The following is a 22,824-nucleotide window of genomic DNA, read 5'->3' as shown; positions in this document are numbered from 1 at the left end:
GTCGGCTACAGCCCTTCGAACAGGGCGGTCGACAGATAGCGTTCGGCGAAGCTGGGGATGATGGTGACGATCACCTTGCCCGCGTACTCCGGCCGCGACGCCAGATCGAAGGCGGCGGTCAGGGCGGCGCCGGACGAGATGCCGACCGGAATGCCTTCCACCGCCGCGCACTTGCGGGCCATGGCGATGGCGTCGTCGTTGCTGACCTTGACGATGTCGTCGATCACGCCGCGATCGAGGATGCCGGGCACGAAGCCGGCGCCGATGCCCTGGATCTTGTGGGCGCCCGGCGCGCCGCCGGACAGGACAGGCGAGGCTTCCGGCTCGACCGCGACCATCTTCAGCGACGGCTTGCGCGCCTTCAGCACCTGGCCGACGCCGGTGATCGTCCCGCCGGTGCCGACGCCGGACACGACCGCGTCGACCGATCCGGCCGTGTCGTTCCAGATTTCCTCGGCGGTCGAGACGCGATGGATCAGCGGGTTGGCCTCATTCTCGAACTGCTGCGGCATGACCGCGCCGGGATGCTCGTCGATGATCTCCTGGGCCCGGGCGACCGCGCCGCGCATGCCTTTCTCGGCCGGCGTGAGTTCCAGGCGCGCGCCGAGGATCAGCAGCATCTTGCGCCGCTCCATTGACATGCTCTCGGGCATCACCAGCGTGATCTTGTAGCCCTTGGCGGCGGCCACGAAGGCGAGGGCGATACCGGTGTTGCCGCTGGTCGGCTCGACGATCATGCCGCCGGGCTTCAGGTGGCCCTGCGCCTCCAGCCACTCGATCATCGCCACGCCGATGCGGTCCTTGACCGAGTTCATCGGGTTGAAGAACTCGAGCTTGCCCAGCACCGTCGCCTTCGGCTGCAGTTCGGCCGTCAGGTTGGGCAGGCGGACCAGCGGCGTGTCGCCGACAGTGTCCAGGATGGAGTCGAAAATCCTGCCGCGGCCGGCGCGCTTGTAGCGGGCGGCGTCATAGGTGCTCATGGGGAAATCTCCGGAGGTCAGGCGCCCTTATGCGGAGAAAACTATAGCCCCGCGGTAGGGTTGTCAGCGTTCATTCTGCGGCGAGGACGCCGGCGCGCTCGCCGGTCATGAGCGGTTCCAGCAGATGGGCCGCAAGCCAGCGCACAACCGGAACGGCCACGCCGTCGCCGAGCACGTGAAACGCCGCCGTGCCGCCCGCCGGCAAGCAGTAGGTCTCGGGCAGCCCCATCAGCCGCGCGCCTTCCCGCGGGGTCACCAGGCGGGAGCGTGTTTCGCCGTTCCCGGCGACGACGATGGACTGCCGCGACGAGCCGCCGCGCGCGGTGCGCAGGCAGCCGGCCAGACCGTCCGTCCGCACCTCGGCCTGGGGCACGCCCCCGCGGGTCCGGCGATAGACCGCGCCCACCGTGCGCCCCGCGTCGGTCTGAAGCCGGGCGCGGTTGAGGGGCGTCATCTGGTCGAGCAGGCGGGCGGTCTGAGCCTCCGACCGCCAGGCGACCTCGTTGTCTGCGTCGAGCAGCGCGGCGAGGTCGGTGTTGCGTGCGGGCGGCTCGGGCAGATCCCACCAGAGCCACTGCGTCCGGAGCTCGGCGGGCAGGCGGGCGCGGGCCTGTTCGATGCCTCTGGTATGGAACCCGCAACGACCAACGCGCGCGCGGTCGGCGTCGCGGGTCGCGATCACGAACACGCGCGGGCGGCTTTGGGGCGTGAATCGCGCGGCGTCGATCTCGAGCGCGCCGAAGCGGTAACCCTGGTCCGCCAGGGCGCGGCAGAGGGCGGTGAAGTCCGCGCCGTCGTGCGATGTGAGCAGGCCGACGACGTTTTCGATGACGATCGTGCGCGGCGCGCGGCCCTCGGCGTTCAGCGCCAGCATCAGCCGCCAGAAGCCGAAGAAAGCCGATGACCGTCCGCCTTCGAGCCCCTTGCGACTGCCTGCGAGGCTGAAGTCCTGGCAGGGGCTGGAAGCCCAGGCGAGATCGGCGCGACCGGGCAGGTCCGACGGCTTCACCTGCCAGACGTCGCCCTCGCGGAAGTGCTCGTCAGCGTCGGCGAAGTTGGCGCGGTAGGTCGTGGCCTTCACCGGGTCGAAGTCGTTGGCGTAGAGGCACGACCAGCCCTCGCCCAGCCCCAGTCGGGCCATCCCGCCGCCGGCGAAGAATTCGTAGAATCCGAGAGGGGCGTTCCGACTCATGCAAAGCGAGCGTAACCTGTTCCGGCCCCGTGGAGGAGAAGCCGTCGTGCGCCGCATCGTCACCCTGTCCGCCGTCGCCCTGTTGCTCGCCGCCTGCGCGCCGGAAGCGCCCGGCGGCGGGGAGAGCGCGCCGCCCGCCGATGCGCCCGTCGAGGCGCCGCCCCCGGCTGCGGACGCCGGCGCTGCCTTCCGGGTCGACTTCAGCGCCCGGGGAACCGAGCCGTTCTGGGGCGTGGACATCAAGGGGACGGACATTGTCCTGACCCGCCCGGACGCGGGGCCGGCGACCGCCGCCAATGCCGGCCTGGCCGCCACGGAAAATCAGGCGATCTGGACCGCCCAGGCGGGCGCGACGCCGGTCACGGTCACCGTGACGAAGGGCGACTGTTCAGACGGGATGAGCGACCTGAAGTACGGCTACACGGCCGAGGTCGTCTGGGGCGCGGAAACGCTGAAGGGCTGTGGTTTCCCGACGGCGGAGCAGCCCCGCGAAGGGCAGTAGAACCTAGCCCCGGCCCACTTCCATTGTCGGGATCGACGAGGTCCGGGCTTCCGAACGGTTGTCCGGGAGCGGGATCAGCATCGCGATGGCGACGGCCAGGGCGGCTGCGGCGGCGAAGGCGGCCTTGACGGCCATGGGTCGGTCCTCCTGTAGGCGCGACAGGGACACATTTACGCCTTCAGCCTTAACCGCCGATGAACCGAAAGGTTTCCGGCCAATGCAGAACGGCCCCCGGGAGGTCCCGGGGGCCGCTGCGCCAAGCAGAGCAAGGCATAGATCAGACAATCCCGACCAACGTGGCCGGGACCGCCAAAGTCAGGATCAGCTGTAGATTTCGAACAGGCCTGCGCCGCCCTGACCGCCGCCGATGCACATGGTCACAACGCCCCACTTGGCCTTGCGACGACGACCTTCCTGCAGCAGGTGGCCGGTGCAGCGCGCGCCGGTCATGCCGAAGGGGTGGCCGATCGCGATCGAGCCGCCGTTGACGTTGTACTTGGCCGGGTCGATGCCGAGCTTGTCGCGGCTGTAGAGGCACTGCGAGGCGAAGGCTTCGTTCAGTTCCCAGATGTCGATGTCGTCGACCTTCAGGCCCTGACGGGCGAGCAGCTTGGGCACGGCGTAGACCGGGCCGATGCCCATTTCGTCGGGTTCGCAACCGGCGGCGGCCCACGACACGAATCGGCCCAGGGGCTCCAGGCCGCGGCGCTCGGCTTCCTTGGCTTCCATCATCACCACGGCGGCGGCGCCGTCGCTGAGCTGGCTGGCGTTGCCGGCGGTGATGAAGTTGCCCGGACCCTTGACCGGCTGCAGGGAGGCGAGGCCCTCGAGGGTGGTTTCCGGACGATTGCACTCGTCCTTGTCCACCACGTAGTCGACCATGGTCTCTTCCTTGGTCTCCTTGTTGACCAGCTTCATCTTGGTCTTCATCGGCACGATTTCGTCGGCGAACAGGTTCGCTGCCTGGGCCGCGGCCATGCGCTGCTGGGACTGCAGGCTGTACTCGTCCTGGTATTCACGGCTGAGGCCGTAGCGCTTGGCCACGATGTCGGCGGTGTCGATCATGGCCATGAAGATCGCCGGGGCGATGTTCATCAGCTCGGGATCAACCGTACCGGCGCCGCCCATGCCGCCGCCCGGGATGGAGATGCTCTCCACGCCGCCGGCCACGACGCAGTCGCCGCCGCTCGCGCGGATGTAGTCGGCGCCCATGGCGATGGCCTGCAGGCCCGAGGAGCAGAAGCGGTTGATGGTCACGCCGCCGGTGTTGACCGGCATGCCGGCCAGCAGGGCCGCAAGACGGCCGATGTTGGCGGCGCCGTGGGCGTTGTTGCCCAGGTAGCAGTCCTCGACGAAATCAAGCTCGACGCCTGACTTGGCCACGGCGTGCTTGATGGCGTGAGCGGCCATCGACATCGGCGGGGTGGCGTTGAACCCACCCCGACCCGCCTTCGCGAGGCCGGTGCGGGCATAGGACACGATTACGGCTTCACGCATGGCGTTTTCCCTTTGCTCTCAAACAACAGTTTGAATTGTCGGCGGCGACCCTAGGCGAACCTGACGCAAAGGAAAAGTTCACGCGCGCGTAAACCGGCCGGCGGGGCTTGGCCGACGCCCGGCTCTGTGGTCCCCTTCGCCGGGGAGGACGTCATGCGAACCATCTGTGCAGTGCTGATTCTGGCCGCGGGCCTGACCGGTCCGGCGCTGGCCGCCGAGACGCCGGCGGGCGGGGCGTGGCTGGATTGTTCGGTGGCGACGATCGGGGCCTATCGCGACCGGCTGACGGTGTCCTGCGCCGCATCGAGCCTGCAGGGCGGTGATGCGCCGCGGGAGTTCGCCATCGAGGCCATGGGCCCGCTGACCGATCCGGTGCTGCGGCTGGCGATGGCGGCCAAGAGCGGCGGCCGGCCGCTGGCCATCCTCTATGTCAAGGATCCTTCCGCCAATCCGCCGGGCTGCGTCGCCGACCGCTGCCGCCGGATCGCCGCGGTGGAGCTGAAATAGACCATCATCGCTTGACGCGCGCGTCACCCGGTCCGACCATCCTGATCAACGATAAGGGATGGAAATCATGGCCGAGCGGGCATTCGACCTCGTTATCCGGGGCGGCAGCGTCATCGATGGATCGGGCACGGCGGCCTTCACGGCGGACGTCGGGGTCAGGAACGGCCTGATCGCCGCGATCGGCCCGGATCTGCCGGCCGGCGCCGAGGAGATCGACGCCGCGGGTCGTATCGTGACGCCCGGTTTCGTCGACATTCACACCCACTATGACGGCCAGGCGACTTGGGACGAGCGGCTGCAGCCCTCCTCGTGGCACGGCGTGACCACGGCCGTGATGGGCAATTGCGGCGTCGGTTTCGCGCCCTGCAGGCCGGAGGACCACGACCGGCTGATCCGGCTGATGGAGGGGGTCGAGGACATTCCCTTCCCGGTCCTGACCGAGGGCCTGCCGTGGAACTGGGAGAGCTTCCCGCAATATCTCGACGCCATCGGCCAGCGCCGGTTCGACATCGATATCGCCGCCCAGTTGCCGCACGCCGCCCTGCGCGTCTATGTGATGGGCGAGCGCGGCGCCAACCGCGAGCCGGCCACGCAGGCGGACATCCAGGCCATGGCGGCGATCGCCGGGGCGGCCATGGAGGCGGGCGCCCTGGGTTTTTCCACCTCCCGCACGCTCAACCACCGCACCAGCGACGGCCAGCCGACCCCGACCCTGACCGCCGGAGAAGACGAGCTGACCGGCATCGCGCTGGCCATGAAGGCCGCCGGCAAGGGCGTGCTGCAGCTGGTCTCCGACTTTCAGAACCCGGCTGAGGAATTCGCGATTTTCCGTCGGCTGGTAGAGGCGTCGGGCCGGCCGCTGAGCTTCACCCTGGCCCAGAGCGCGCGGGGCAAGGATGGCTGGAAGCTGCTGCTGGGCGCGCTGGAAACGGCCGTCGACGCCGGCCTGCCGATGAAGGCCCAGGTCGCCGGCCGTCCGGTCGGGGTGTTGTTCGGGCTGGAGCTGACGCTCAATCCGTTCAGCCAGCACGCCACCTACAAGGAGATCGCCCACCTGCCGCTGGCCGAGCGGGTGGCGAAGCTGTCCGATCCCGCCTTCCGCGCGCGGCTGCTGAGCGAGGAGATCGATCCCAAGGGGCCGTTCGCGGGCAGCGCTCTGCGCGCCTGGGACAACATGTTCCTGATGACCGAGCAGCCGGACTACGAGCCGACCGAGGACGACACGGTCAGGGCTCTGGCCGCCGGCCGCGGACTCTGGCCCGACGAAGTGGCGCTGGATCACATGCTGAGCAACGGCGGGCGGGGCATGCTCTACCACCCGTTCCTCAACTACGCTGACGGCTCGCTGGACCCCAGTTTCGCCATGCTCAGCCACCGTGACACGGTGCCGGGCCTGTCCGACGGCGGCGCCCATGTGGGCATGATCTGCGACGGCAGCTTCCCGACCTCGAACCTGACCCACTGGACCCGCGACCGCACGCGTGGCCCGAAGCTGGGTCTGGAACAGGTCATCCGCATGCAGACACGCGACACCGCCGAGGCCGTCGGCCTGCGCGACCGCGGCCAGATCGCCGTGGGCCTGCGCGCGGACCTTAACGTCATCGACTACGACGGCCTGACCCTGCACGCCCCGGGCGTGGCCTACGACCTGCCGGCCGGCGGGCGGCGGCTGGTGCAGCGCGCGGACGGCTATGTCGCCACCATCGTGGCCGGCGAGATCACCTACCGCGACGGAGAGCCGACCGGCGCCCTTCCGGGCCGGCTGGTGCGCGGCGCCCGTGGCGCGCCGATGGCGATGGCGGCGGAGTAACCGGGGACATGTACCGCGAGGTACGTGTCCCCTAACCAGGACTCACGGGTCGCTCGTGTCCCCTTCTACTCTCCGAACCCTTCGCCGAGCTCGGCGATCGGGGCCATGCGGATCAGGCGGCTGTCCTCGACGCCGGCCTGGCGGTGCTTGACCACCTCGCGGTACTCGGGGTCGGTGACCATGGCCAGGAACGCGCCGCCGCCGGGATATTCGGCGATGAAGGCGATGTCCCACCGCTCGTCGGTCGGGCCGGTGACCACCACGTCCGGCCGGCCGGCCCAGACCTGCCGGCCACCCACCCGCTTGAAGATGTGCGCGCTCTCGCGGCCGTAGGCGCGGTAGGCTTCCAGGCCCGTCATCCCCTTGCCGTGGTTGGGATGGCCTTCCGGATACTCGGCCAGGGCGCGAACCCGCACGAGGTTGAGCATATGGATCGGTTCGTCGCGGGGCAGGCCCTTGAAGGCGTCGAACTGCGGGCGTGTAGGGTCGATGGAGCCGGTCATGGGGAGGAGTGTGACTCAGGCCGGCCGGGATTGGCTAGCCGAGCTTTCCTTCAGGTCGTATCCGCGTCCGCCATCGGCTGAACGTCAGGTCTTCTTCGCCATCCAGATGGTGTGCCGCGCGCCGCGGCCGCGATGGGCGCGGACGCCGATTTCCTCGACCGCGTAGCCGGCCCGCTTCAGGCGGTTGGTGAAGCCGTGGTCGGACGACGAGGACCAGACGCCGAGCACGCCGCCGGGCTTCAGCGCAGCCTTCGTCGCGCCGAGACCGCCGAAGCTGTAGAGCCCGTCGTTGCCGGCGCGGCTCAGACCCTGGGGGCCGTTGTCGACGTCCAGCAGGATCGCGTCCCAGCCGCCTTCGGCAATCAGGGCCGCGACGTCTGCCTCGCGAATCCGGCCGCGAGGGTCAGCCAGGCTGTCGCCATAGAGCCCCGCCAGGGGCCCGCTGGCCCAGGCGATGACCGCCGGGACAAGCTCGGCCACCACGATCTGCGCCTTCGGTCCGAAGGCGGCCAGGGCCGCGCGCAGGGTGAAGCCCATGCCCAGCCCGCCGATCAGGACGCGCGGCGCGGCGACCTTCGCCAGCCGCTCATACGCCAGCGTCGCCAGCGCCTCCTCCGAGCCGCTCAACCGGCTGTTCATCAGCTCGATCGACCCGGCCATGATCGAGTACTCGGTTCCGCGCCGCATCAGCCGCAGCTCGCCGCCGTCGCCCGGGACGACGGCCGACGCCAGATGCTCCCAGGGGATCACGCCTTGCCGGGGGCGGGCAGCTCGACCAGGCGGTCGGGCAACTCGTTCGGATTGTCGGCGCCTAGCGGGACGTGGGCGGCGAGAATGCGACCGGACAGTTCGACCGCGGCGACGAAGCCGTCGGCCGTCTTGCGCCTTTTCAGGCCCTTGATCAGCAGGTCGACGACCTCGTCCCAGACGGCCGGGTCGGTGACCTTGTAGATACCTTCGTCCGCAACGACTTCAGCCCGCCGCTCGGCGAGTGAGGCGAACAGCAGCACGCCCGTGCGGTCGCGGGTCGCGTGCAGGCCGTGGCTGAGGAACTGCTCCATCGCCGCACGGTGCACCCGTTCGGCCTTGAGGCTGGCGGGGGTCAGGGCCCGGCGCACGGGCGGGATCGCCACGACCAGCGCAGCCACGACGAACACCGTCGCCTGCAGGGCGACATAGGTGGTCAGGGCCGCCAGGATGGTCGCGTCGGTCGCCGCCGTATGGCCGACGGTCCAGCCGCCGAACCAGCGGGTCAGGCTCTGCGGCTCGAAGCCGAGCAGCAGGGCCCCTGCCGGCAGGATCAGCGCCGCCGCCGTCGCCCAGGCGAGCGGCGTTTCGCGGTAGTCGGACACCGCCGGCGAGAGGACGCAGTAGATCTCTCCCGCCGTCTTCGACTCGGCTGCGGCCACCGCTGCGACGATGCGGTCGTGATCGGATTCGGTCATCGCCATGTCACCAGCCCCCAGAGGAGCCGCCGCCCCCGAATGATCCGCCGCCGCCGGAGAAGCCGCCGCCACCGCCGCCGCCACTCCAGCCGCCCCCGCCGCCGCGGCCGTCGCCGAGGCTGCCGAGGATGATCCAGGGCAGGGCCGACGCCAGGCCGCCACGCCGTCTGCCGCGAAGGGAGATGACGATGATCCAGAACACGACGATCAGGATGATGAAGGGAATGGGCGGTCCGCCGTGGCTCTGCTGCGCCTGTGAGGTCGCGGCCGCCACGTTGGCCTTTGCCTGGTCGTCCGGCAGGCTGAGCTGCTGCACGAGCGCGTCGGTCCCGGCGACCACCCCGCCCTCCATGTCGCCGGCCTTGAACTTCGGCAGGATGGCGCTCTGGATGATCACGCTGGAAAGGGCGTCGGTCATGACGCCTTCGAGGCCGTAGCCGACCTCGATGCGGACCTTGCGTTCCGTCGGCGCAACGATCAGCAGGGCGCCGTCATCGCGGGTCTTGTCGCCGATCTGCCAGGCGCGGCCCAGCTGGTAGCCGTAGTCCTCGATCTCGAGGCCCTGGAGCGTGGGCAGGGTGACCACGACCAGCTGGTGTCCGGAGGCGGTCTCCAGGCCGGCCAGCTTTTCCGTCAGCGAGGCTTCGGCGGCCGGAGACAGGATGTTCGCGTTGTCGACCACCCGGCCCGCGAGCGGCGGGAAGGTCGGCGCCGCCATCGCCGGCAGGGCGATCAGCAGGATGGTGAGCGCCATCAGGGACGCCCACATCCTTCCCCAGGCGGCCGTTGGCCGTCGGGGAAGGACCTGTGAGGACGTATTCAAGTTACTTCGGCGCCGGGACGGTCGTCGGGGCCGGCGCAGCGGCCGGAGCCGGGGCGTCGAAGCTGACGGTCGGCGCGGTCTGGGCTGTGACGGCGGCTTCGAACGGCAGGGCCGGCTTTTGACCGCTGTAGAAGGTCTTGGCCCAGATCACCGTCGGGAAGGTCCGCAGGGAGGTGTTATAGAGCCGGACCTGCTCGTTGTAGTCCTTGCGGGCCACGGCGATGCGGTTCTCGGTCCCTTCCAGCTGCGACTGCAGCGCCAGGAAGTTGGTGTTGGACTTCAGCTCCGGATAGTTCTCCTGGATCATCATCAGGCGGCCGAGCACGCCGCTCAGCTTGTCCTGGGCCGCCGCGTACTGCTGGAACTGCGCGGGGTTGGTGATGGTCGAGGCGTCGACACGCACCTGGGTCGCGCTGGCGCGCGCTTCGGTGACGGCGGTCAGGACGTCCTTCTCCTGGGCGGCGTAGCCCTTCACCGTGCTGACGAGGTTGGGGATCAGGTCGGCGCGGCGCTGGTACTGGTTCTGCACGTCACCCCACGAGGCCTTCACGGCCTCATCGCGGGTGGGAATGGTGTTGATGCCGCAGCCCGACAGGATCGCCGCGACGGCGAGCACCGGGACAAGGCGGACAAGGCGCGAAATCATGGTCATGGATGGCCCCTTCAATCGGCCGCCCGAGCGGCCGTGAAGGAACATATAGGAGAGAACGCGGGCGAGCGGGAGGACTCCCGCTAACCCGGATTTTTCGGGAAGGCCGGAACGCCTGCCGGAATCGTCGTGCAGGCCATCGCGCTCTCGGTCCAGATGTGGATTTGGGGCGCGACCCAGCTCGCGTCGTCCAGCGTCCCGGCCTTGATGAACACCAGGGCAGGATTGGCCGGCGCGTCGGACAGGATCGGCGACCCGCAGTCCGGACAGAAGTGCCGGTCCACCGTCCCGCCGCTGTCGCCCTTGTCATGATAGGTCTTCAGTGTCCCGGTCACCGTCAGCGCCCCGCGGGGGACGCCGACGATCACCGAAAAGGCCGTGCCGGCCTGCTTCTGGCAGTTCTTGCAGTGGCAGACCGCCTGGAAGACCGGTTCAGCGTCGCCGCTGAACCGCACCTGGCCGCAGAGGCAGCCGCCTTCGATGTGCGCCATGGTCCCTACATCCCCAGCTGACGGTCGTTCTTGCCGGCGGCGCGGCCCGCCGCCCACTCTTCCTCCAGCGCCTTGAACTCCTGACGTTTGGGGCCGAGGTAGCCGAACAGGAAGGCCGCGACCTTGCGCTGCTGGATCTCCTCCGAGCCCTCGGTGATGCGGTAGCGGCGGTGGTGGCGATAGATGTGCTCGAACGCCTTGTGGCGGCTGTAGCCCATGCCGCCGTGCACCTGCATGGCCCGGTCGGCGGCCTCGCAGCAGAGGCGGTTGCCCCAGTAGTTGCAGATCGAGACCTTGTCGGAGATCTCCCGCTCGATGGTCTTGTGGTCCATCGTGTCCATCTGCCAGGCCGTCTGGCGGATCAGCAGGCGCAGCATTTCGCACTGGGCGTGCAGCTCGACGAGCGGGAACTGGATCGCCTGGTTGTCGCTCAGCGCCTTGCCGAACGGCTTGCGCATGCGGGCGTACTTGACGCTTTCGTTGATGCAGTAGACCGCCGCGCCCAGCGACGAGGCCGCCTGGCGGATGCGGTTCTGGTGCACGAACGACTGACCCAGACCCAGGCCGCGATCGATCACGCCCCAGTAGCTGTCTTCAGGGATCCAGGTGTCAAACGAGATGCGCGGGTGGTCGGTGGGCATGTTGAAGGTCCACATCCACTCCTCGATCTTGATCTGATCGCGCGGGACGAGGAAGCAGGTGATGCCCAGGGCGTCGCCGTCCTTGCCGCTGGTGCGGGCGAAGACCATGACGTGGCTGACCACGTGCATGCCCGTGGTCCACATCTTCTCGCCCTTGATCCGCCAGCCGGGCTTGCCGTCCTTCTCCTCGCGGACCCCCGTGGTTTCCATGAAGGTGGCGTCACTGCCGTGGTTGGGCTCGGTCAGGCCGAAGGCGGCGCGAATCTCACCCTTCAGCAGCGCGTCGCCGTCGCGGGCGACCTGCTCGGGCGTGGCGAACTCCTTGAACATCAGGACGAAGGGGTTGTTGCCGACGATCGAGTGCTCGTTCTGCAGATCGTTGAACAGCCCCAGGCCCTTGGCGGCCAGGTGCTCGCGGATCACCGCCATCCACAGCTGGCTGCCGTCCTTGCCGCCCATCTCCTTGGGCCAGGCGAAACGGTAGTGGCCGGCGTCATCGGCCAGCTTGCGCGCCTTGGCCAGCAGCTCTTCCCACTCGTGGCGGGGCAGGCCGTTGTTGTCCCAGTCCGTGCGGGCGTGTTCGCGGCGGTGATCGAAGAACCGCTCGTTGTCGTCCTGCGCCTGCAGCGGCTTGATCGTGGTTTCGATGAACTCGTCGAGTTCGGCGAGATAGGCGACCAGCTTGGGGTCGAGGGCAAAATCCATGGAACGCTCCCGTCATTCTTTATGGGGTTTTCGCCAGTATGCGCCGCCTTACGTGCGCGGCAACCGTGACCCGACGGAAGGTTTCCGTGGCGACACCAGCGTGGTGAGGAGAAAATTCACCAACACGCGCCATGGTGCAGCGCATGATCCTGATCGTAGCCGCCGCGATCCTTGGCGCAGCCGTGGGCCTGTTCGTTCAGCCCCGGCTGTTTGCGATCGCCGTGGCGCTGTCGCTGTCGGGGGCGTCGCACCTGGTCCTGAGCTTCTTCGGCAAGCTGGCGGCCAAGTCACCGAACCGGCAGGCGTTGGCCGAGCAGCTCAGCCTGATCACGAGCGCAGATGTTCACGGCATCTGGCCGGTGATGGCGGCGGGCGGGGCGGGGGCGATCCTCGCGGCGATCCTGTGGTCTCTCACCCAGAGACAGTCGACCGATGTGTTCTGGTTCATGCCCGACGAGGGGGACCGGCGGAACGGCGTCCGGTCCATGGCGCTGGTTGAGAACCGCGACGGCGTCCACGAAGAGGCCAAGCGTCGCCTGGACTCGCTGCTCGACCGCTGAGAGCCGTTCGCAAAAAAATCTAAGCACTGTGTAGATTCCGCTTGCGCCGGATTTGTTATCATTGATATCTAAGCAATGCTTAGTTCGTTTCGCGGCTTCGGTGGGGATACCGGAGTCAGACTGGCGGAGCGGACGAGGCCAGTACCTGTCCAAGCCTGATCTCCCGATCACCACCCCGACTACGCCGGAGGGCGAACCCATGAAAATCCGTATGCTGACGGCTGCCGCCGTTCTTTCCCTGTCCTTTGCCGGCGTCGCGTTCGCCGATGCCAAGGTGACCGCCTCGCTGGCCACGCCCGTGGCCGCCAAGACCAAGGTCGTCGCCGCCGGCGCGCTGTTCACCTGCGAAGGCTCCACCTGCGTCGCCAATTCGGCCATCGCGCGCACCGTCACGGTCGCCGGCTGCAAGGAACTGGTGAAGGTGGTCGGCCCCGTCACCACCCTGACCAACGGCAAGCGCAGCATCGAAGGCCAGGACCTGGCCACCTGCAACGCCGCCGCCAACTAATCATCTACCCGGGCGCTTTCGGTCCGGTTTGTTTCCTCGAGCAACTCGCCAGTGGCGCAGGGCGGCGGTTTCGACCGCCGCCCTTTTTCTTCGTCGCGACCGGGCGTAAGGCAGCCGCCGACATGACACACACTCCTTCTCTCGCCGGCGTGCTTGAGCGCGCCCTTGCCGACACCGCGGCCGATGGCCGCGAGGTCGCGGCCGTATCCCTGACTCTGGACTATGGCGTCGTCGGCGACCCGGCGACCGTTGCTGTGTCCACGCGTGTGGAGCGGGCGACGCGCAGCCTCGTCTTCGTCCACGGCGAGGCGCTGTTGCCGGATGGACGGCGCGCCGCGACCGCGTCCGGCGTATTTCGGGTGGTCTCGGCCTGACTGAACCGCCTCCCGCGCCGTTGCGATGCAGCAGAACGCATGCTATCAGGCGCGCGGCTTCGGGCCGGAGGACTTTCACGGCCCGCTGGCTCTCGTGCTTTTCCAAGCACTTTCAAGACTTTAGCGCCGCGCCTGGGGGCATACCCGGGACGCGGTGCGCGACGCACCGGACGGTTGAACAAGTGGCGGACGACACCAAGGCGACGGAAGTGGGTCAGCGCTATGCGCGCGCCCTGTTTGAACTGGCCGAAGAGGCCGGTGCGACGGCTGCGGTCGAGGCGGATCTGGTGAGCCTCAAGAAGGCCTGGACCGAGAGCGCGGACCTGCGCCGGCTGCTCGCCTCGCCGACCTATTCCGCCGAAGACAAGGGCGCGGGCCTCGCGGCCATCGCGACCAAGGCGAAGCTTCACGCCGTGACCCGCAAGTTCATCGGTCTGCTGTCGGCCAACCGCCGGACCGGCGCGCTGGTCCAGGTCATCGACGGCTTCCGCAAGCTGTCGGCTGAAAAGCGCGGCGTCGTCGCCGCCGAGGTGGTCACGGCCCTGCCGATGTCCGCCGCCCAGAGCAAGGGCGTCGCCGCCGCCCTGCGTCAGGCCCTGGGCAAGGATCCTGAAATCTCGACCCGCGTCGATCCCGCCATCCTCGGCGGTATCAAGGTGCGCGTCGGTTCCCGCCTGTTCGATGCTTCGCTGAAGTCGAAGCTCGATTCCCTCAAATTCGCCCTCAAGAGAGCGTAAGACCTATGGATATCCGCGCCGCCGAAATTTCGGCCATCCTCAAGTCGCAAATCGCCAGCTTCGGCGAGGAAGCCGATGTGTCCGACGTTGGCTCCGTGCTGAGCGTCGGCGACGGCATCGCCCGCGTCTACGGTCTGGACAAGGTCCAGGCCGGCGAAATGGTCGAGTTCCCGAAAGCCGGTGTGAAGGGCATGGCCCTGAACCTCGAGCGCGACAACGTCGGGATCGTGATCTTCGGTCAGGACCAGCAGATCAGCGAAGGCGACGAAGTCCGCCGCCTCGGCGAGATCGTGGACGTGCCGGTCGGCCGCGGCCTGCTCGGCCGCGTCGTCAACCCGCTGGGTGAGCCGATCGACGGCAAGGGTCCGATCACCAACGCCGCCGAGCGTCGCCGCGTGGACGTGAAGGCCCCGGGCATCATCCCGCGCAAGTCGGTGCATGAGCCCGTGCAGACCGGCCTGAAGGCCATCGACACCCTGATCCCGATCGGCCGCGGCCAGCGCGAGCTGATCATTGGCGACCGTCAGACGGGCAAGACCGCCGTCGCGATCGACACCATCCTGAACCAGAAGGCGATCAACGCCGGCACGGACGAGAGCGCCAAGCTCTACTGCATCTACGTGGCCATCGGTCAGAAGCGCTCGACCGTCGCCCAGATCGTCAAGACCCTCGAGGAGCACGGCGCCCTCGACTACACCATCGTCGTCGCCGCCACGGCGTCGGAGCCGGCGCCGCTGCAGTTCCTGGCCCCGTTCTCGGGTTGCGCCATGGGCGAGTGGTTCCGCGACAACGGCATGCACGCCGTCATCATCTATGACGACCTTTCCAAGCAGGCCGTCGCCTATCGCCAGATGTCCCTGCTGCTGCGCCGCCCGCCGGGCCGCGAAGCCTATCCGGGCGACGTGTTCTACCTGCACAGCCGTCTGCTCGAGCGTGCGGCCAAGCTGAACGAGGACAACGGCTCCGGCTCGCTGACCGCCCTGCCGGTCATCGAAACCCAGGCCAACGACGTCTCGGCCTACATCCCGACCAACGTGATCTCGATCACCGACGGCCAGATCTTCCTCGAGACCGACCTGTTCTTCCAGGGCATCCGCCCCGCCGTGAACGTCGGTATCTCGGTGTCGCGCGTGGGTTCCTCGGCCCAGATCAAGGCCATGAAGACCGTCGCCGGCCCGATCAAGGGCGAGCTCGCCCAGTACCGGGAAATGGCCGCCTTCGCGAAGTTCGGTTCGGACCTCGACGCCGCCACCCAGCGCCAGCTGGCGCGGGGCGAACGCCTCACCGAGCTGCTGAAGCAGCCGCAGTACAGCCCGCAGTCGGTCGAAGAGCAGGTCTGCGTGATCTACGCTGGCACGCGCGGCTATCTCGACGCGATCCCGACCGCCCAGGTCGGCCGGTTCGAGCGCGAGTTCCTGGCCCGCCTGCACAGCAAGCACCAAGACCTGCTGGACGCGATCCGCACGACCAAGGCGCTCGGCTCCGATCTTGAGGACACCCTCAAGAAGGCGCTCGAGAGCTTCACCGCGACGTTCGCCTAAGACCGGCCGAGAGCGGAGAGAGTAGCCCTCGATGGCCAGCCTCAAGGACATGCGTGTTCGGATCTCGAGCGTGAAAGCCACGCAGAAGATCACGAAGGCCATGCAGATGGTCGCCGCCGCCAAGCTGCGCCGCAGCCAGGACGCCGCGCAAAACGCGCGTCCCTATGCGAGCCGGATGGCCGCCGTGATCGCCAATCTCGCCGCCGGCGTCAGCGGCGACGGCGCCCCCCGCCTCCTGGCCGGGACCGGTAGCGACCGGCGTCACCTGATCGTCGTCGCCGCCGCCGATCGCGGTCTGGCCGGCGGCTTCTCCTCGTCCATCGTCCGGGCCGCCCGCGATCGCATCGCGGCGCTGCTGGCCGAAGGCAAGGACGTCAAGATCATCACGGTCGGCAAGAAGGCGCTTCCGCCCCTGCGCCGCCTGTATGGCGACCGGATCATCCAGTCGTTCGATCTGTCGGCCGAGCGCTCCCTGACCCTGTCGGTGGCCCAGCCGATCGCCGACCACATCATCTCGCTCTACGAGGCGGGCGATGTGGACGTGGTCACGCTGTTCTTCAGCCGCTTCAAGTCGGTGGTCAGCCAGACCCCGGTGGGCCAGCAGCTGATCCCGGCCCAGGTCGAAGGGGCCCCTGTCACTGATCTTCAGGGCGCCACCTACGAGTATGAGCCCTCGGAAGAGGCGATCCTCGAGACCCTTCTGCCGCGCAACATCACCGTTCAGGTCCTGTCGGCCCTGCTCGAGAACATGGCCGGCTTCTACGCCAGCCAGATGACGGCCATGGACAACGCTACGCGCAACGCGGGCGACATGATCAAGGGCCTCACCGTCCAGTACAACCGAACCCGCCAGGCGCAGATCACCAAGGAGCTGATCGAGATCATCTCCGGCGCCGAAGCTCTCTGACCGCATAAAGACCGCACGGAAGACCAGACCAATGGCCACCGCCCCGAAGAAGCCCGCCGCCGCCAAGGCCCCCAAGGCCGCCGCCGCGCCCAAGGCCCCCGCCGCCACCAAGGCCGCCGCGCCCAAGGCGGCCGCGAAAGCGCCCGCCGCCAAGGCTGACGCGCCCAAGGCCGTCAAGCCGACCGCGATCATCGCGACCGGCAAGATCGTCCAGGTCATCGGCGCCGTCGTCGACGTCGAGTTCGTGGGTCACCTGCCCGCGATCATGAACGCCCTGGAGACCACCAACCTCGACCAGCGGACCGGCGAGCCGTTCCGCCTGGTTCTGGAAGTGGCCCAGCACCTGGGTGAAAACACCGTCCGCACGATCGCCATGGACACCACCGAGGGTCTGACCCGCGGCCAGGACGTCGCCGACACCGGCAAGGGCATCACCGTTCCGGTCGGTCCCGCCACGCTCGGCCGCATCATGAACGTCATCGGCGAGCCGATCGACGAGGCCGGCCCGATCGTCACCCCGCACTACAACGTCATCCACCGCGAGGCCCCGAGCTTCGCGGAGCAGTCGACCTCGGCCGAAGTCCTGGTCACGGGCATCAAGGTCATCGACCTGATGTGCCCCTACACCAAGGGCGGCAAGATCGGCCTGTTCGGCGGCGCCGGCGTGGGCAAGACCGTGACCATGCAGGAGCTGATCAACAACATCGCCAAGGCTTACGGCGGTTACTCGGTTCTGGCCGGCGTGGGTGAGCGCACCCGCGAGGGCAACGACCTCTATCACGAGATGATCGAGTCCAACGTGAACGTGGACCCGAAGAAGAACGGCGGCTCGACCGAAGGCTCCAAGTGCGCCCTCGTCTACGGCCAGATGAACGAGCCTCCGGGCGCCCGCGCCCGCGTCGCGCTGACCGGCCTGACCCAGGCCGAGTACTTCCGCGACGTCGAAGGCAAGGACGTGCTGCTGTTCATCGACAACATCTTCCGCTTCACCCAGGCCGGCTCGGAAGTGTCGGCGCTGCTGGGCCGCATCCCCTCGGCCGTGGGCTATCAGCCCACCCTGGCCACGGAGATGGGCAACCTGCAGGAGCGGATCACCTCGACCAACAAGGGTTCGATCACCTCGGTCCAGGCCATCTACGTTCCCGCCGACGACCTGACCGACCCCGCGCCCGCCGCCTCGTTCGCCCACCTGGACGCGACGACCGTGCTCAGCCGCGACATCGCCGCCCAGGCCATCTTCCCGGCCGTGGACCCGCTGGACTCGACCAGCCGGATCATGGACCCGCTGGTCATCGGTGAAGAGCACTACGGCGTCGCCCGCCGCGTTCAGGAAATCCTGCAGCAGTACAAGCAGCTGAAGGACATCATCGCCATCCTGGGCATGGACGAGCTGTCGGAAGAGGACAAGCTGACCGTGGCCCGCGCGCGCAAGATCAGCCGCTTCCTCAGCCAGCCGTTCTTCGTGGCCGAGCAGTTCACCGGCCAGGACGGCAAGTTCGTCGAGCTGGCCGACACGATCCGCTCGTTCAAGGCCATCTGCGAAGGCGAGTACGACCACCTGCCGGAAGGCGCCTTCTACATGGTCGGCGCCATCGAGGAAGCCGTGGCCAAGGCCGAGAAGATGGCCATGGAAGCCGCCTGATGGCCGACAAGCTCCACTTCTCCCTGGTCGCGCCCGAGCGTGAGGTGTTCTCCGGCGACGTCGACCGCGTCGACGCGCCGGGCGCCGAGGGCGACATCGGCGTCCTGGCCGGTCATGCGCCGTTCATGACCGCCCTGCGAGAAGGCGTGGTGGTGGTCCATGATGGATCCGCCAGCCGCACTTTCGAGATTCATGGCGGATTTGCAGACGTAAACGCCCAAGGGTTGACCATCCTCGCCGAGCACGCGGTCGAGCGTTAGGATCAAGCCTAACCTCCGCCGCAAAGCCGCACGAAGATGGCTTGCGAGGGAACGCACGGCGGTCTTCTATGGCCGCTGACCAGAGAAAAGGACCTGTCGACATGCGCCGTCTTGCGCTCCTCAGCCTGACCGCCGCCGGCGTTATCGCCGGCTCCGCCATCGCCCAGGAACAACCGGTCGCTCCGGAAGCGCCCGCCGCTCCCGCGCCCATGGAAGCCGCCCCGGCGCCCGAAGCCGCGCCCGCGCCGGAAGCCCCGCCGGCTCCGCCGCCCGCGCCGACCGACATCACCTCGCTGGCCGTGATCAACACCATCGAGCGCGTCTGCAGCCCGATGGTTCGCGGCACGCCGATCGCCCAGGTCGCCCCCTCGCTCGGCTTCAAGAAGAAGCGCGATGTCTGGATCTGGGCCTACGCCAAGGGCTACCAGGTTTCGATCCAGCCCTCCTCGACCAACCCGACGGTCTGCACGATCGATGTGAACCATCCGGTCGAGGCGGTGGCCCCTGCGGCGACGCTGGCCACGGACCTGCACTACTGGGCGGTCCGTCAGGGCGGCGGCTGGTTCCTCGCCCGCTTCGACAAGTACGTCACGGACATGGAACGCACGACGCGCTCCTGGGAGCGGGAAGGCGACGCCGAGGGTGAAGCCCTGGTGCTGATGACCGAGCGCAAGACCGACGGCGCGCCGGTCAACGCCAAGTACGACCACACCCAGGTCCTGTTCCGCATCCGTCCGAACTGATCGGCCAGATGGCCTGGACCGACGCTGTCGGGGTGATCGGGGTCGCGATGATCCTGGTCGCCTACGCCGCTGCGGCGCTGGGCAAGCTTGACGTCAAGGGCGCGCTGTCGCTGTCGGCCAACTTCGTCGGCGCGTCCCTGATCCTGCTGTCGCTGGCGGTCGACTTCAACCTGTCGGCGTTGTTGATGGAGGGCAGCTGGGCGCTGGTCTCCCTGGCCGGCTTGGTCCGGCTGCTGGTGATCAGGCTGCGGCGCGCCGCCCCTCACTGATCCATCCGAGACAGAGCGTCGCGACGTCGTCCCAGCCTGGTTCGCCCGGCAGCCAGTGGCTCATGTCCCGCAGCACCTCGAAACGCGCCGCCAGACGATCGGCGGTCTGCTTGACCGTGGCCGGCGGGTGGATCACGTCGCGCCCCCCGGCGATGACCAGGGCGGGCGCGTCCACCCGACCCGACGGGATCGAGGTGGTCATGAACGGATCGAGCCACCAGTTCAGCGTCTGCCACAGGGCCAGGCCGCTTTCGGGAACCATGCGCGAGAACACCGCCTTGCGGTCGGCCTTCTCCATCCGGTCGAGGCTGTAGAGCTTGGCCAGGGCATAGTCGGGATCGATGGCCTGCATCCAGAATGGACCCAGCGCATAGAGGCTGACCGCCGAAATCGCCTCCTCCATGCTGGCGCCGGGCACGCCCCAGGGCGGCGACGGGGCCAGCAGGATCAGGCCCGCTACGTTCGCGCGCGCCGCCGCCAGATGCGCCACCAGTCCGCCCATCGAGTGGCCGATCAGGATCGGCGCCTCGTCGCTGGCCTTGCACAGCTTTGCGACATGGTCGGCATAGTCGCTCATCGACCGGTTCGCGGGCGAACCGCCAGCGGAGTGACCCGGCAGGTCAGGCGTCAGAACCTGATGTCCGGCGGCCTCGAACGGCTCGCGAAAGCGCTCGAAGACCCAGCCGCCACAGAAAGCGCCGTGCACCATGATCACGGGTGCGGGCATAAGTTCCCCTTTTCACTCCCGGCGGCGCGCCTGCTTCGGGCCTGCCTGTCGGGACCGTGAGACCTTACGTTGATTTCGGTTTGCGAACAGGTGTTTTGGGCTTCGACGTCGCTTTGGCCGCAGGTTTCGTCTTTGCGGCCGCGGGTTTGACGGCCGCTGCCTTGGCGGGGGCGGGCCTGGCCGCCGCCTTTGCTTTCGCCGGCGTCGCCCTGGCCTTCGCCGTGGACTTTACGACCTTTCCGATCTTCGCCGGGGCGGCCTTGGCCGCGGGCTTTGGCCTGGGCGGCGCCTTGGGTTTCGCCACTGCCGGCGTGACGCCCCTGGACGTCAGCCAGGTGTCGATATCGGAGATGACCTGGTCCGTGCCCGGCTCGTCGAGGATCCAGTGGGCGTTATCGGGATACTCCAGATAGTCGCCGCCGACGCGCGAGTACTTCTCCGCCGTCAGCCGAACGTCGCCGATGGGCACCGCCCGGTCCTTGACCGCGCCCAGCGTCAACACCGGCGCGCTGATTTTCGTCTCGTCGACAAAGGCGATCCGTTCGGGGTCCCGGTCCGGATAGGCGATGTCGTTGTAGACGCCGCCGCTGTCGTAGACCGTGCCGGCGAAGATGCCCGCGTGCTTGGCCCTGGGCACCCGGTTCAGGACGCCCCAGGAAAAGCCCCAACGCCAGATCTTGTGGCTCTTGCCCGCCACATCGCCGCTGAACAGGATGTTGGCGAACGTCACCGCCTGGGCGAGGTCACGGGCGCCGCGGCAGTCCCCCGGGGAGGCCGGGGTGATCAGCACGCCGGCCCGGCCGGCGCCCCGCTCAAGCACCTTCTGCACGATCAGGCCGCCCATCGAATGGCCGAACAGCACGGGCGCTACGCCGGTCTCCGCCTCGAGCGCGCGCGCCAGCGCCTCGATGTCGGCGACGTAGTCGCGGAACCGCAGCTTCGGCAGGTCGGCAGGCGGGTTTTCCGCCACGCGCTTGTCCGGCCGCAGGGTCGGGGTCTCGACGCGCCAGCCCTTGTCGCGGAACGCCGGGGCCAGCCGTGAAAACGCGTCGGCGGTGCCGCCCACGCCATGCACCATCAGGATAACGCCGCTCATGTCTCGTCCTTCGCAGGCTGTCAGCGCGCGAAGCGCTGGAACGCGGCCGCCACGGTTTCATAGGTCGAACGCTTGAAGGGTACGATCAGACCCGGGGCCTCGTCGAGCCGCGCCCAGCGCCAGGCGTCGAACTCGATCTGGTGATGGGCGTCCAGCTTGACCTCGGCGTCGTCGCCCTCGAAGCGGAAGGCGAACCAGATCTGCTTCTGACCCACCCACTTGCCGCCGCGCGCGCGAACCTCAGGCGGGAAATCGTAGACGATCCAGTCTCCGGTGCGGTCCAGCAGGGACACCGTGGTGACGCCGGTCTCTTCATCGAGTTCGCGCAGGGCGGCTTCGTGCAGGTCCTCGCCGGGGTCGACGCCGCCCTGGGGAAACTGCCAGTTCCACGGCTCGGGCGTATGGGTGCGGCGGCCGAGCCAGACCAGACCTTCGGCGTTGAACAGCACGACGCCGACGTTCGGCCGATGCCGGGGATAGGCGTCCGTCTTCACCGGCGGGCCAGGGCCGAGGCCGGCGCCAGCTGGAAGCCGCGCGCCGTCAGTCCCCGGGCCCAGATGGCGGCCTGGTCGACGGTCACGGGATAGGCGAAGCCCGAGCCCAGCGCCTGACCGCGGGTGCGGGCGGCGGCCTCGAGCGCGGCGAGTTGCTGGCTGATGGCGTCCGCCGACAGGTCGTCGTCGATCACCCGGTTGGCCGAGGCGCGCAGCGGTCCCGCACCCTTTCCGGCGGCGGCCCCGTCGTCGATGAAGGCCAGGCCCCGCGCCTTCAACGCGCCGGAGAAGGCCGTCATGGCGCCCGGCGTGGCGACGAAGCGAGAGCCGAGATAGTTGGTCAGGCCGAAATAGCCGGTGGCCCGCGACAGCAGCCACTCGAGCTTGCGCACGGTCTCCGGCGGGGCGCTGGCCGCGAGCAGGGTCATCGGGCCGGGATCGTTAGACGGATAGTCGGTCGGCTCCATCGGCGCCTCAAGCAGCACCTCGTGGCCGTTGGCGCGCGCCAGGTCGATCCAGCCCTGAAGGCCCTCCGCGTAGGGGGCGAACGACAGGGTGATCTCGGGCGGCAGGGTTTCGATGGCCCTGCGCGTCAGGGCGGTGTTGAGGCCCAGCCCGCCGACCACCAGCGCCACGCGCGGCTTGCCGTTGGGCGTGAACGGACGGGCATAGGCTTCGGCCGGCGTGCGGCCGCCGGCGCCGATGATCGGCAGCGGCGCGCCGCCGGGTCCCGGCTCGGTCAGACCGGCGAGCGGCGCGGCGGGCAGGGCGGCGCCCGGCGCGTCGGTGCTGTCGCCGCCCTCCGGCAGGGTGATGAAGGCCGAGCCGGCGATCGGACTGGCCTCGGCGATCTGGATCGGTCCCTCCGACAGGTCGTAGACCCCGGTGGTCAGCGGCGCTTCGTGGGATTCAGGCGCGAGCGCCTCGCGCCAGCCCGGCACCGCTGCGCCGCTGGCGGCGGCCTGGGCCAGGGAGATGCGCACGCTGGGCGCGCCGGCTTTCGGGTCGCTGGTGATCGCCACCAGCGTCGCCAGCGTCAGCACGAACAGGAAGCCCGCGCCGCCCGCGCTGATCCAGGGGTTCTGGATCGCCGTCAGGGCGGCGGCGCGCGCGGAGGCGAACCGCCCGGACCCGGCGGCGTTGCTCACGGCATAGGCGGGGGCTGGCTTCTTCGAGAACATGATCGGGTGACGGAAACTGAGCCCCGCCACCCTCGCCGGT

The 22,824-nt window shown here is 68.7% G+C and carries 28 protein-coding genes; 13 read left to right on the top strand and 15 right to left on the bottom strand.

Going from position 1 to position 22,824, the window contains the following annotated elements:
• Window positions 1-5: 5 nt before the first annotated feature.
• Together cysK and AC3WJT_RS00705 are read right to left on the bottom strand one after the other, a co-directional pair.
• Window positions 6-980 carry a cysteine synthase A gene (gene cysK, locus AC3WJT_RS00710; RefSeq protein WP_492341142.1) on the bottom strand — a complete coding sequence of 325 codons (975 nt, stop codon included), beginning with the start codon at window positions 978-980 and terminating at the stop codon, window positions 6-8.
• 70 nt (window positions 981-1,050) lie between these two features.
• A complete protein-coding gene (locus AC3WJT_RS00705) occupies window positions 1,051-2,172 on the bottom strand; it encodes a DNA cytosine methyltransferase (RefSeq protein ID WP_492341141.1) in 1,122 nt (373 codons plus the stop codon).
• Between the two features lie 46 nt (window positions 2,173-2,218).
• Between AC3WJT_RS00705 and AC3WJT_RS00700 the strand changes: the two genes are divergently transcribed.
• Window positions 2,219-2,674: a COG3650 family protein gene (locus AC3WJT_RS00700; protein ID WP_492341140.1), complete on the top strand. Its 456-nt coding sequence runs from the start codon at window positions 2,219-2,221 to the stop codon at window positions 2,672-2,674.
• Between the two features lie 3 nt (window positions 2,675-2,677).
• On the opposite strand, the gene AC3WJT_RS00695 is transcribed toward AC3WJT_RS00700, so the two are convergent.
• Entirely contained in the window at window positions 2,678-2,809 is a 132-nt protein-coding gene (locus AC3WJT_RS00695; RefSeq protein ID WP_492341139.1) for a hypothetical protein, read from the bottom strand.
• 186 nt (window positions 2,810-2,995) lie between these two features.
• The gene (locus AC3WJT_RS00690; protein WP_492341138.1) at window positions 2,996-4,171 is read right to left on the bottom strand and encodes an acetyl-CoA C-acyltransferase; all 1,176 of its coding nucleotides are present in this window, start codon (window positions 4,169-4,171) and stop codon (window positions 2,996-2,998) included.
• Window positions 4,172-4,324: 153 nt separating this feature from the next.
• Between AC3WJT_RS00690 and AC3WJT_RS00685 the strand changes: the two genes are divergently transcribed.
• Window positions 4,325-4,678 carry a hypothetical protein gene (locus AC3WJT_RS00685; RefSeq protein ID WP_492341137.1) on the top strand — a complete coding sequence of 118 codons (354 nt, stop codon included), beginning with the start codon at window positions 4,325-4,327 and terminating at the stop codon, window positions 4,676-4,678.
• 67 nt (window positions 4,679-4,745) lie between these two features.
• Window positions 4,746-6,488, top strand: coding sequence for an N-acyl-D-amino-acid deacylase family protein (locus tag AC3WJT_RS00680; RefSeq protein ID WP_492341136.1), 1,743 nt, complete (start codon window positions 4,746-4,748; stop codon window positions 6,486-6,488).
• A gap of 65 nt (window positions 6,489-6,553) precedes the next feature.
• Here the strand turns inward: AC3WJT_RS00680 and AC3WJT_RS00675 are convergent, their stop codons facing one another.
• From AC3WJT_RS00675 to AC3WJT_RS00645, 7 genes are all read right to left on the bottom strand, one after another.
• Window positions 6,554-6,991, bottom strand: coding sequence for a DUF1330 domain-containing protein (locus AC3WJT_RS00675; protein WP_492341135.1), 438 nt, complete (start codon window positions 6,989-6,991; stop codon window positions 6,554-6,556).
• A gap of 84 nt (window positions 6,992-7,075) precedes the next feature.
• Window positions 7,076-7,741 (bottom strand): polyamine aminopropyltransferase, encoded by a 666-nt coding sequence (locus tag AC3WJT_RS00670; RefSeq protein ID WP_492341134.1) that lies wholly within the window; start codon window positions 7,739-7,741, stop codon window positions 7,076-7,078.
• Window positions 7,738-8,436 carry a TPM domain-containing protein gene (locus tag AC3WJT_RS00665; protein ID WP_492341133.1) on the bottom strand — a complete coding sequence of 233 codons (699 nt, stop codon included), beginning with the start codon at window positions 8,434-8,436 and terminating at the stop codon, window positions 7,738-7,740. The genes AC3WJT_RS00670 and AC3WJT_RS00665 overlap by 4 nt, the downstream gene beginning before the upstream one ends.
• Window positions 8,437-8,443: 7 nt before the next feature.
• Window positions 8,444-9,190, bottom strand: a complete 747-nt coding sequence (locus AC3WJT_RS00660; protein ID WP_492341132.1) for a TPM domain-containing protein — start codon at window positions 9,188-9,190, stop codon at window positions 8,444-8,446.
• Between the two features lie 70 nt (window positions 9,191-9,260).
• Entirely contained in the window at window positions 9,261-9,911 is a 651-nt protein-coding gene (locus AC3WJT_RS00655; RefSeq protein ID WP_492341131.1) for a LemA family protein, read from the bottom strand.
• An 80-nt stretch (window positions 9,912-9,991) separates the two neighbouring features.
• The gene (locus AC3WJT_RS00650; protein WP_492341130.1) at window positions 9,992-10,399 is read right to left on the bottom strand and encodes a GFA family protein; all 408 of its coding nucleotides are present in this window, start codon (window positions 10,397-10,399) and stop codon (window positions 9,992-9,994) included.
• Window positions 10,400-10,404: 5 nt separating this feature from the next.
• On the bottom strand, window positions 10,405-11,745 hold the full coding sequence (locus AC3WJT_RS00645) for an acyl-CoA dehydrogenase family protein (RefSeq protein WP_492341129.1): 1,341 nt from the start codon (window positions 11,743-11,745) through the stop codon (window positions 10,405-10,407).
• 143 nt (window positions 11,746-11,888) lie between these two features.
• Between AC3WJT_RS00645 and AC3WJT_RS00640 the strand changes: the two genes are divergently transcribed.
• The 10 genes from AC3WJT_RS00640 (at window position 11,889) to AC3WJT_RS00595 (ending at window position 19,286) form a co-directional block, all read left to right on the top strand.
• Window positions 11,889-12,305, top strand: coding sequence for a hypothetical protein (locus AC3WJT_RS00640; RefSeq protein WP_492341128.1), 417 nt, complete (start codon window positions 11,889-11,891; stop codon window positions 12,303-12,305).
• A gap of 199 nt (window positions 12,306-12,504) precedes the next feature.
• The gene (locus AC3WJT_RS00635; protein WP_492341127.1) at window positions 12,505-12,813 is read left to right on the top strand and encodes a DUF8200 family protein; all 309 of its coding nucleotides are present in this window, start codon (window positions 12,505-12,507) and stop codon (window positions 12,811-12,813) included.
• A gap of 122 nt (window positions 12,814-12,935) precedes the next feature.
• Entirely contained in the window at window positions 12,936-13,187 is a 252-nt protein-coding gene (locus tag AC3WJT_RS00630) for a hypothetical protein (protein WP_492341126.1), read from the top strand.
• Between the two features lie 182 nt (window positions 13,188-13,369).
• Entirely contained in the window at window positions 13,370-13,924 is a 555-nt protein-coding gene (locus AC3WJT_RS00625; RefSeq protein WP_492341125.1) for a F0F1 ATP synthase subunit delta, read from the top strand.
• Window positions 13,925-13,929: 5 nt separating this feature from the next.
• Window positions 13,930-15,465 carry a F0F1 ATP synthase subunit alpha gene (gene atpA / locus AC3WJT_RS00620; protein ID WP_492341124.1) on the top strand — a complete coding sequence of 512 codons (1,536 nt, stop codon included), beginning with the start codon at window positions 13,930-13,932 and terminating at the stop codon, window positions 15,463-15,465.
• Between the two features lie 31 nt (window positions 15,466-15,496).
• A complete protein-coding gene (locus AC3WJT_RS00615; protein ID WP_492341123.1) occupies window positions 15,497-16,372 on the top strand; it encodes a F0F1 ATP synthase subunit gamma in 876 nt (291 codons plus the stop codon).
• 31 nt (window positions 16,373-16,403) lie between these two features.
• Complete coding sequence (atpD, locus tag AC3WJT_RS00610; RefSeq protein ID WP_492341122.1) at window positions 16,404-18,014, top strand: F0F1 ATP synthase subunit beta; 1,611 nt, start codon at window positions 16,404-16,406, stop codon at window positions 18,012-18,014.
• Window positions 18,014-18,274 carry an ATP synthase F1 subunit epsilon gene (locus tag AC3WJT_RS00605; RefSeq protein ID WP_492341121.1) on the top strand — a complete coding sequence of 87 codons (261 nt, stop codon included), beginning with the start codon at window positions 18,014-18,016 and terminating at the stop codon, window positions 18,272-18,274. Before atpD ends, AC3WJT_RS00605 begins: the two co-directional genes overlap by 1 nt.
• Before the next feature lie 101 nt (window positions 18,275-18,375).
• Window positions 18,376-19,017: a hypothetical protein gene (locus AC3WJT_RS00600; protein WP_492341120.1), complete on the top strand. Its 642-nt coding sequence runs from the start codon at window positions 18,376-18,378 to the stop codon at window positions 19,015-19,017.
• A gap of 8 nt (window positions 19,018-19,025) precedes the next feature.
• Window positions 19,026-19,286, top strand: coding sequence for a CBU_0592 family membrane protein (locus tag AC3WJT_RS00595; RefSeq protein WP_492341119.1), 261 nt, complete (start codon window positions 19,026-19,028; stop codon window positions 19,284-19,286).
• Here the strand turns inward: AC3WJT_RS00595 and AC3WJT_RS00590 are convergent.
• From AC3WJT_RS00590 to AC3WJT_RS00575, 4 genes are all read right to left on the bottom strand, one after another.
• A complete protein-coding gene (locus tag AC3WJT_RS00590) occupies window positions 19,258-20,013 on the bottom strand; it encodes an alpha/beta fold hydrolase (RefSeq protein WP_492341118.1) in 756 nt (251 codons plus the stop codon). The genes AC3WJT_RS00595 and AC3WJT_RS00590 overlap by 29 nt on opposite strands.
• A gap of 64 nt (window positions 20,014-20,077) precedes the next feature.
• On the bottom strand, window positions 20,078-21,109 hold the full coding sequence (locus tag AC3WJT_RS00585; RefSeq protein WP_492341117.1) for an alpha/beta hydrolase: 1,032 nt from the start codon (window positions 21,107-21,109) through the stop codon (window positions 20,078-20,080).
• A 20-nt stretch (window positions 21,110-21,129) separates the two neighbouring features.
• Window positions 21,130-21,603, bottom strand: coding sequence for an RNA pyrophosphohydrolase (locus tag AC3WJT_RS00580; protein ID WP_492341116.1), 474 nt, complete (start codon window positions 21,601-21,603; stop codon window positions 21,130-21,132).
• A complete protein-coding gene (locus AC3WJT_RS00575) occupies window positions 21,600-22,784 on the bottom strand; it encodes a divergent polysaccharide deacetylase family protein (RefSeq protein ID WP_492341115.1) in 1,185 nt (394 codons plus the stop codon). Before AC3WJT_RS00575 ends, AC3WJT_RS00580 begins: the two co-directional genes overlap by 4 nt.
• Between the last annotated feature and the right edge of the window lie 40 nt (window positions 22,785-22,824).

It is taken from the genome of Caulobacter sp. FW305-C-30-S16 (genome assembly GCF_058783025.1).
Note: the sequence above shows the minus strand (reverse complement) of the source record. Positions and strands in the feature narration are given on the sequence as shown.

What these genes read in the sequence shown, in the direction of transcription:
- AC3WJT_RS00595 (WP_492341119.1), top strand. Translation starts at nt 19,026, where the DNA reads ATGGCCTGGACCGACGCTGTCGGGGTGATCGGGGTCGCGATGATCCTG.
- AC3WJT_RS00655 (WP_492341131.1), bottom strand. Translation starts at nt 9,911, where the DNA reads ATGACCATGATTTCGCGCCTTGTCCGCCTTGTCCCGGTGCTCGCCGTC.
- AC3WJT_RS00685 (WP_492341137.1), top strand. Translation starts at nt 4,325, where the DNA reads ATGCGAACCATCTGTGCAGTGCTGATTCTGGCCGCGGGCCTGACCGGT.
- AC3WJT_RS00665 (WP_492341133.1), bottom strand. Translation starts at nt 8,436, where the DNA reads ATGACCGAATCCGATCACGACCGCATCGTCGCAGCGGTGGCCGCAGCC.
- AC3WJT_RS00605 (WP_492341121.1), top strand. Translation starts at nt 18,014, where the DNA reads ATGGCCGACAAGCTCCACTTCTCCCTGGTCGCGCCCGAGCGTGAGGTG.
- AC3WJT_RS00695 (WP_492341139.1), bottom strand. Translation starts at nt 2,809, where the DNA reads ATGGCCGTCAAGGCCGCCTTCGCCGCCGCAGCCGCCCTGGCCGTCGCC.
- AC3WJT_RS00635 (WP_492341127.1), top strand. Translation starts at nt 12,505, where the DNA reads ATGAAAATCCGTATGCTGACGGCTGCCGCCGTTCTTTCCCTGTCCTTT.
- AC3WJT_RS00690 (WP_492341138.1), bottom strand. Translation starts at nt 4,171, where the DNA reads ATGCGTGAAGCCGTAATCGTGTCCTATGCCCGCACCGGCCTCGCGAAG.
- cysK (WP_492341142.1), bottom strand. Translation starts at nt 980, where the DNA reads ATGAGCACCTATGACGCCGCCCGCTACAAGCGCGCCGGCCGCGGCAGG.
- AC3WJT_RS00650 (WP_492341130.1), bottom strand. Translation starts at nt 10,399, where the DNA reads ATGGCGCACATCGAAGGCGGCTGCCTCTGCGGCCAGGTGCGGTTCAGC.
- AC3WJT_RS00600 (WP_492341120.1), top strand. Translation starts at nt 18,376, where the DNA reads ATGCGCCGTCTTGCGCTCCTCAGCCTGACCGCCGCCGGCGTTATCGCC.
- AC3WJT_RS00630 (WP_492341126.1), top strand. Translation starts at nt 12,936, where the DNA reads ATGACACACACTCCTTCTCTCGCCGGCGTGCTTGAGCGCGCCCTTGCC.
- AC3WJT_RS00585 (WP_492341117.1), bottom strand. Translation starts at nt 21,109, where the DNA reads ATGAGCGGCGTTATCCTGATGGTGCATGGCGTGGGCGGCACCGCCGAC.
- AC3WJT_RS00590 (WP_492341118.1), bottom strand. Translation starts at nt 20,013, where the DNA reads ATGCCCGCACCCGTGATCATGGTGCACGGCGCTTTCTGTGGCGGCTGG.
- AC3WJT_RS00660 (WP_492341132.1), bottom strand. Translation starts at nt 9,190, where the DNA reads ATGGCGCTCACCATCCTGCTGATCGCCCTGCCGGCGATGGCGGCGCCG.
- AC3WJT_RS00575 (WP_492341115.1), bottom strand. Translation starts at nt 22,784, where the DNA reads ATGTTCTCGAAGAAGCCAGCCCCCGCCTATGCCGTGAGCAACGCCGCC.
- AC3WJT_RS00675 (WP_492341135.1), bottom strand. Translation starts at nt 6,991, where the DNA reads ATGACCGGCTCCATCGACCCTACACGCCCGCAGTTCGACGCCTTCAAG.
- atpA (WP_492341124.1), top strand. Translation starts at nt 13,930, where the DNA reads ATGGATATCCGCGCCGCCGAAATTTCGGCCATCCTCAAGTCGCAAATC.
- AC3WJT_RS00680 (WP_492341136.1), top strand. Translation starts at nt 4,746, where the DNA reads ATGGCCGAGCGGGCATTCGACCTCGTTATCCGGGGCGGCAGCGTCATC.
- AC3WJT_RS00640 (WP_492341128.1), top strand. Translation starts at nt 11,889, where the DNA reads ATGATCCTGATCGTAGCCGCCGCGATCCTTGGCGCAGCCGTGGGCCTG.
- AC3WJT_RS00645 (WP_492341129.1), bottom strand. Translation starts at nt 11,745, where the DNA reads ATGGATTTTGCCCTCGACCCCAAGCTGGTCGCCTATCTCGCCGAACTC.
- AC3WJT_RS00615 (WP_492341123.1), top strand. Translation starts at nt 15,497, where the DNA reads ATGGCCAGCCTCAAGGACATGCGTGTTCGGATCTCGAGCGTGAAAGCC.
- AC3WJT_RS00705 (WP_492341141.1), bottom strand. Translation starts at nt 2,172, where the DNA reads ATGAGTCGGAACGCCCCTCTCGGATTCTACGAATTCTTCGCCGGCGGC.
- atpD (WP_492341122.1), top strand. Translation starts at nt 16,404, where the DNA reads ATGGCCACCGCCCCGAAGAAGCCCGCCGCCGCCAAGGCCCCCAAGGCC.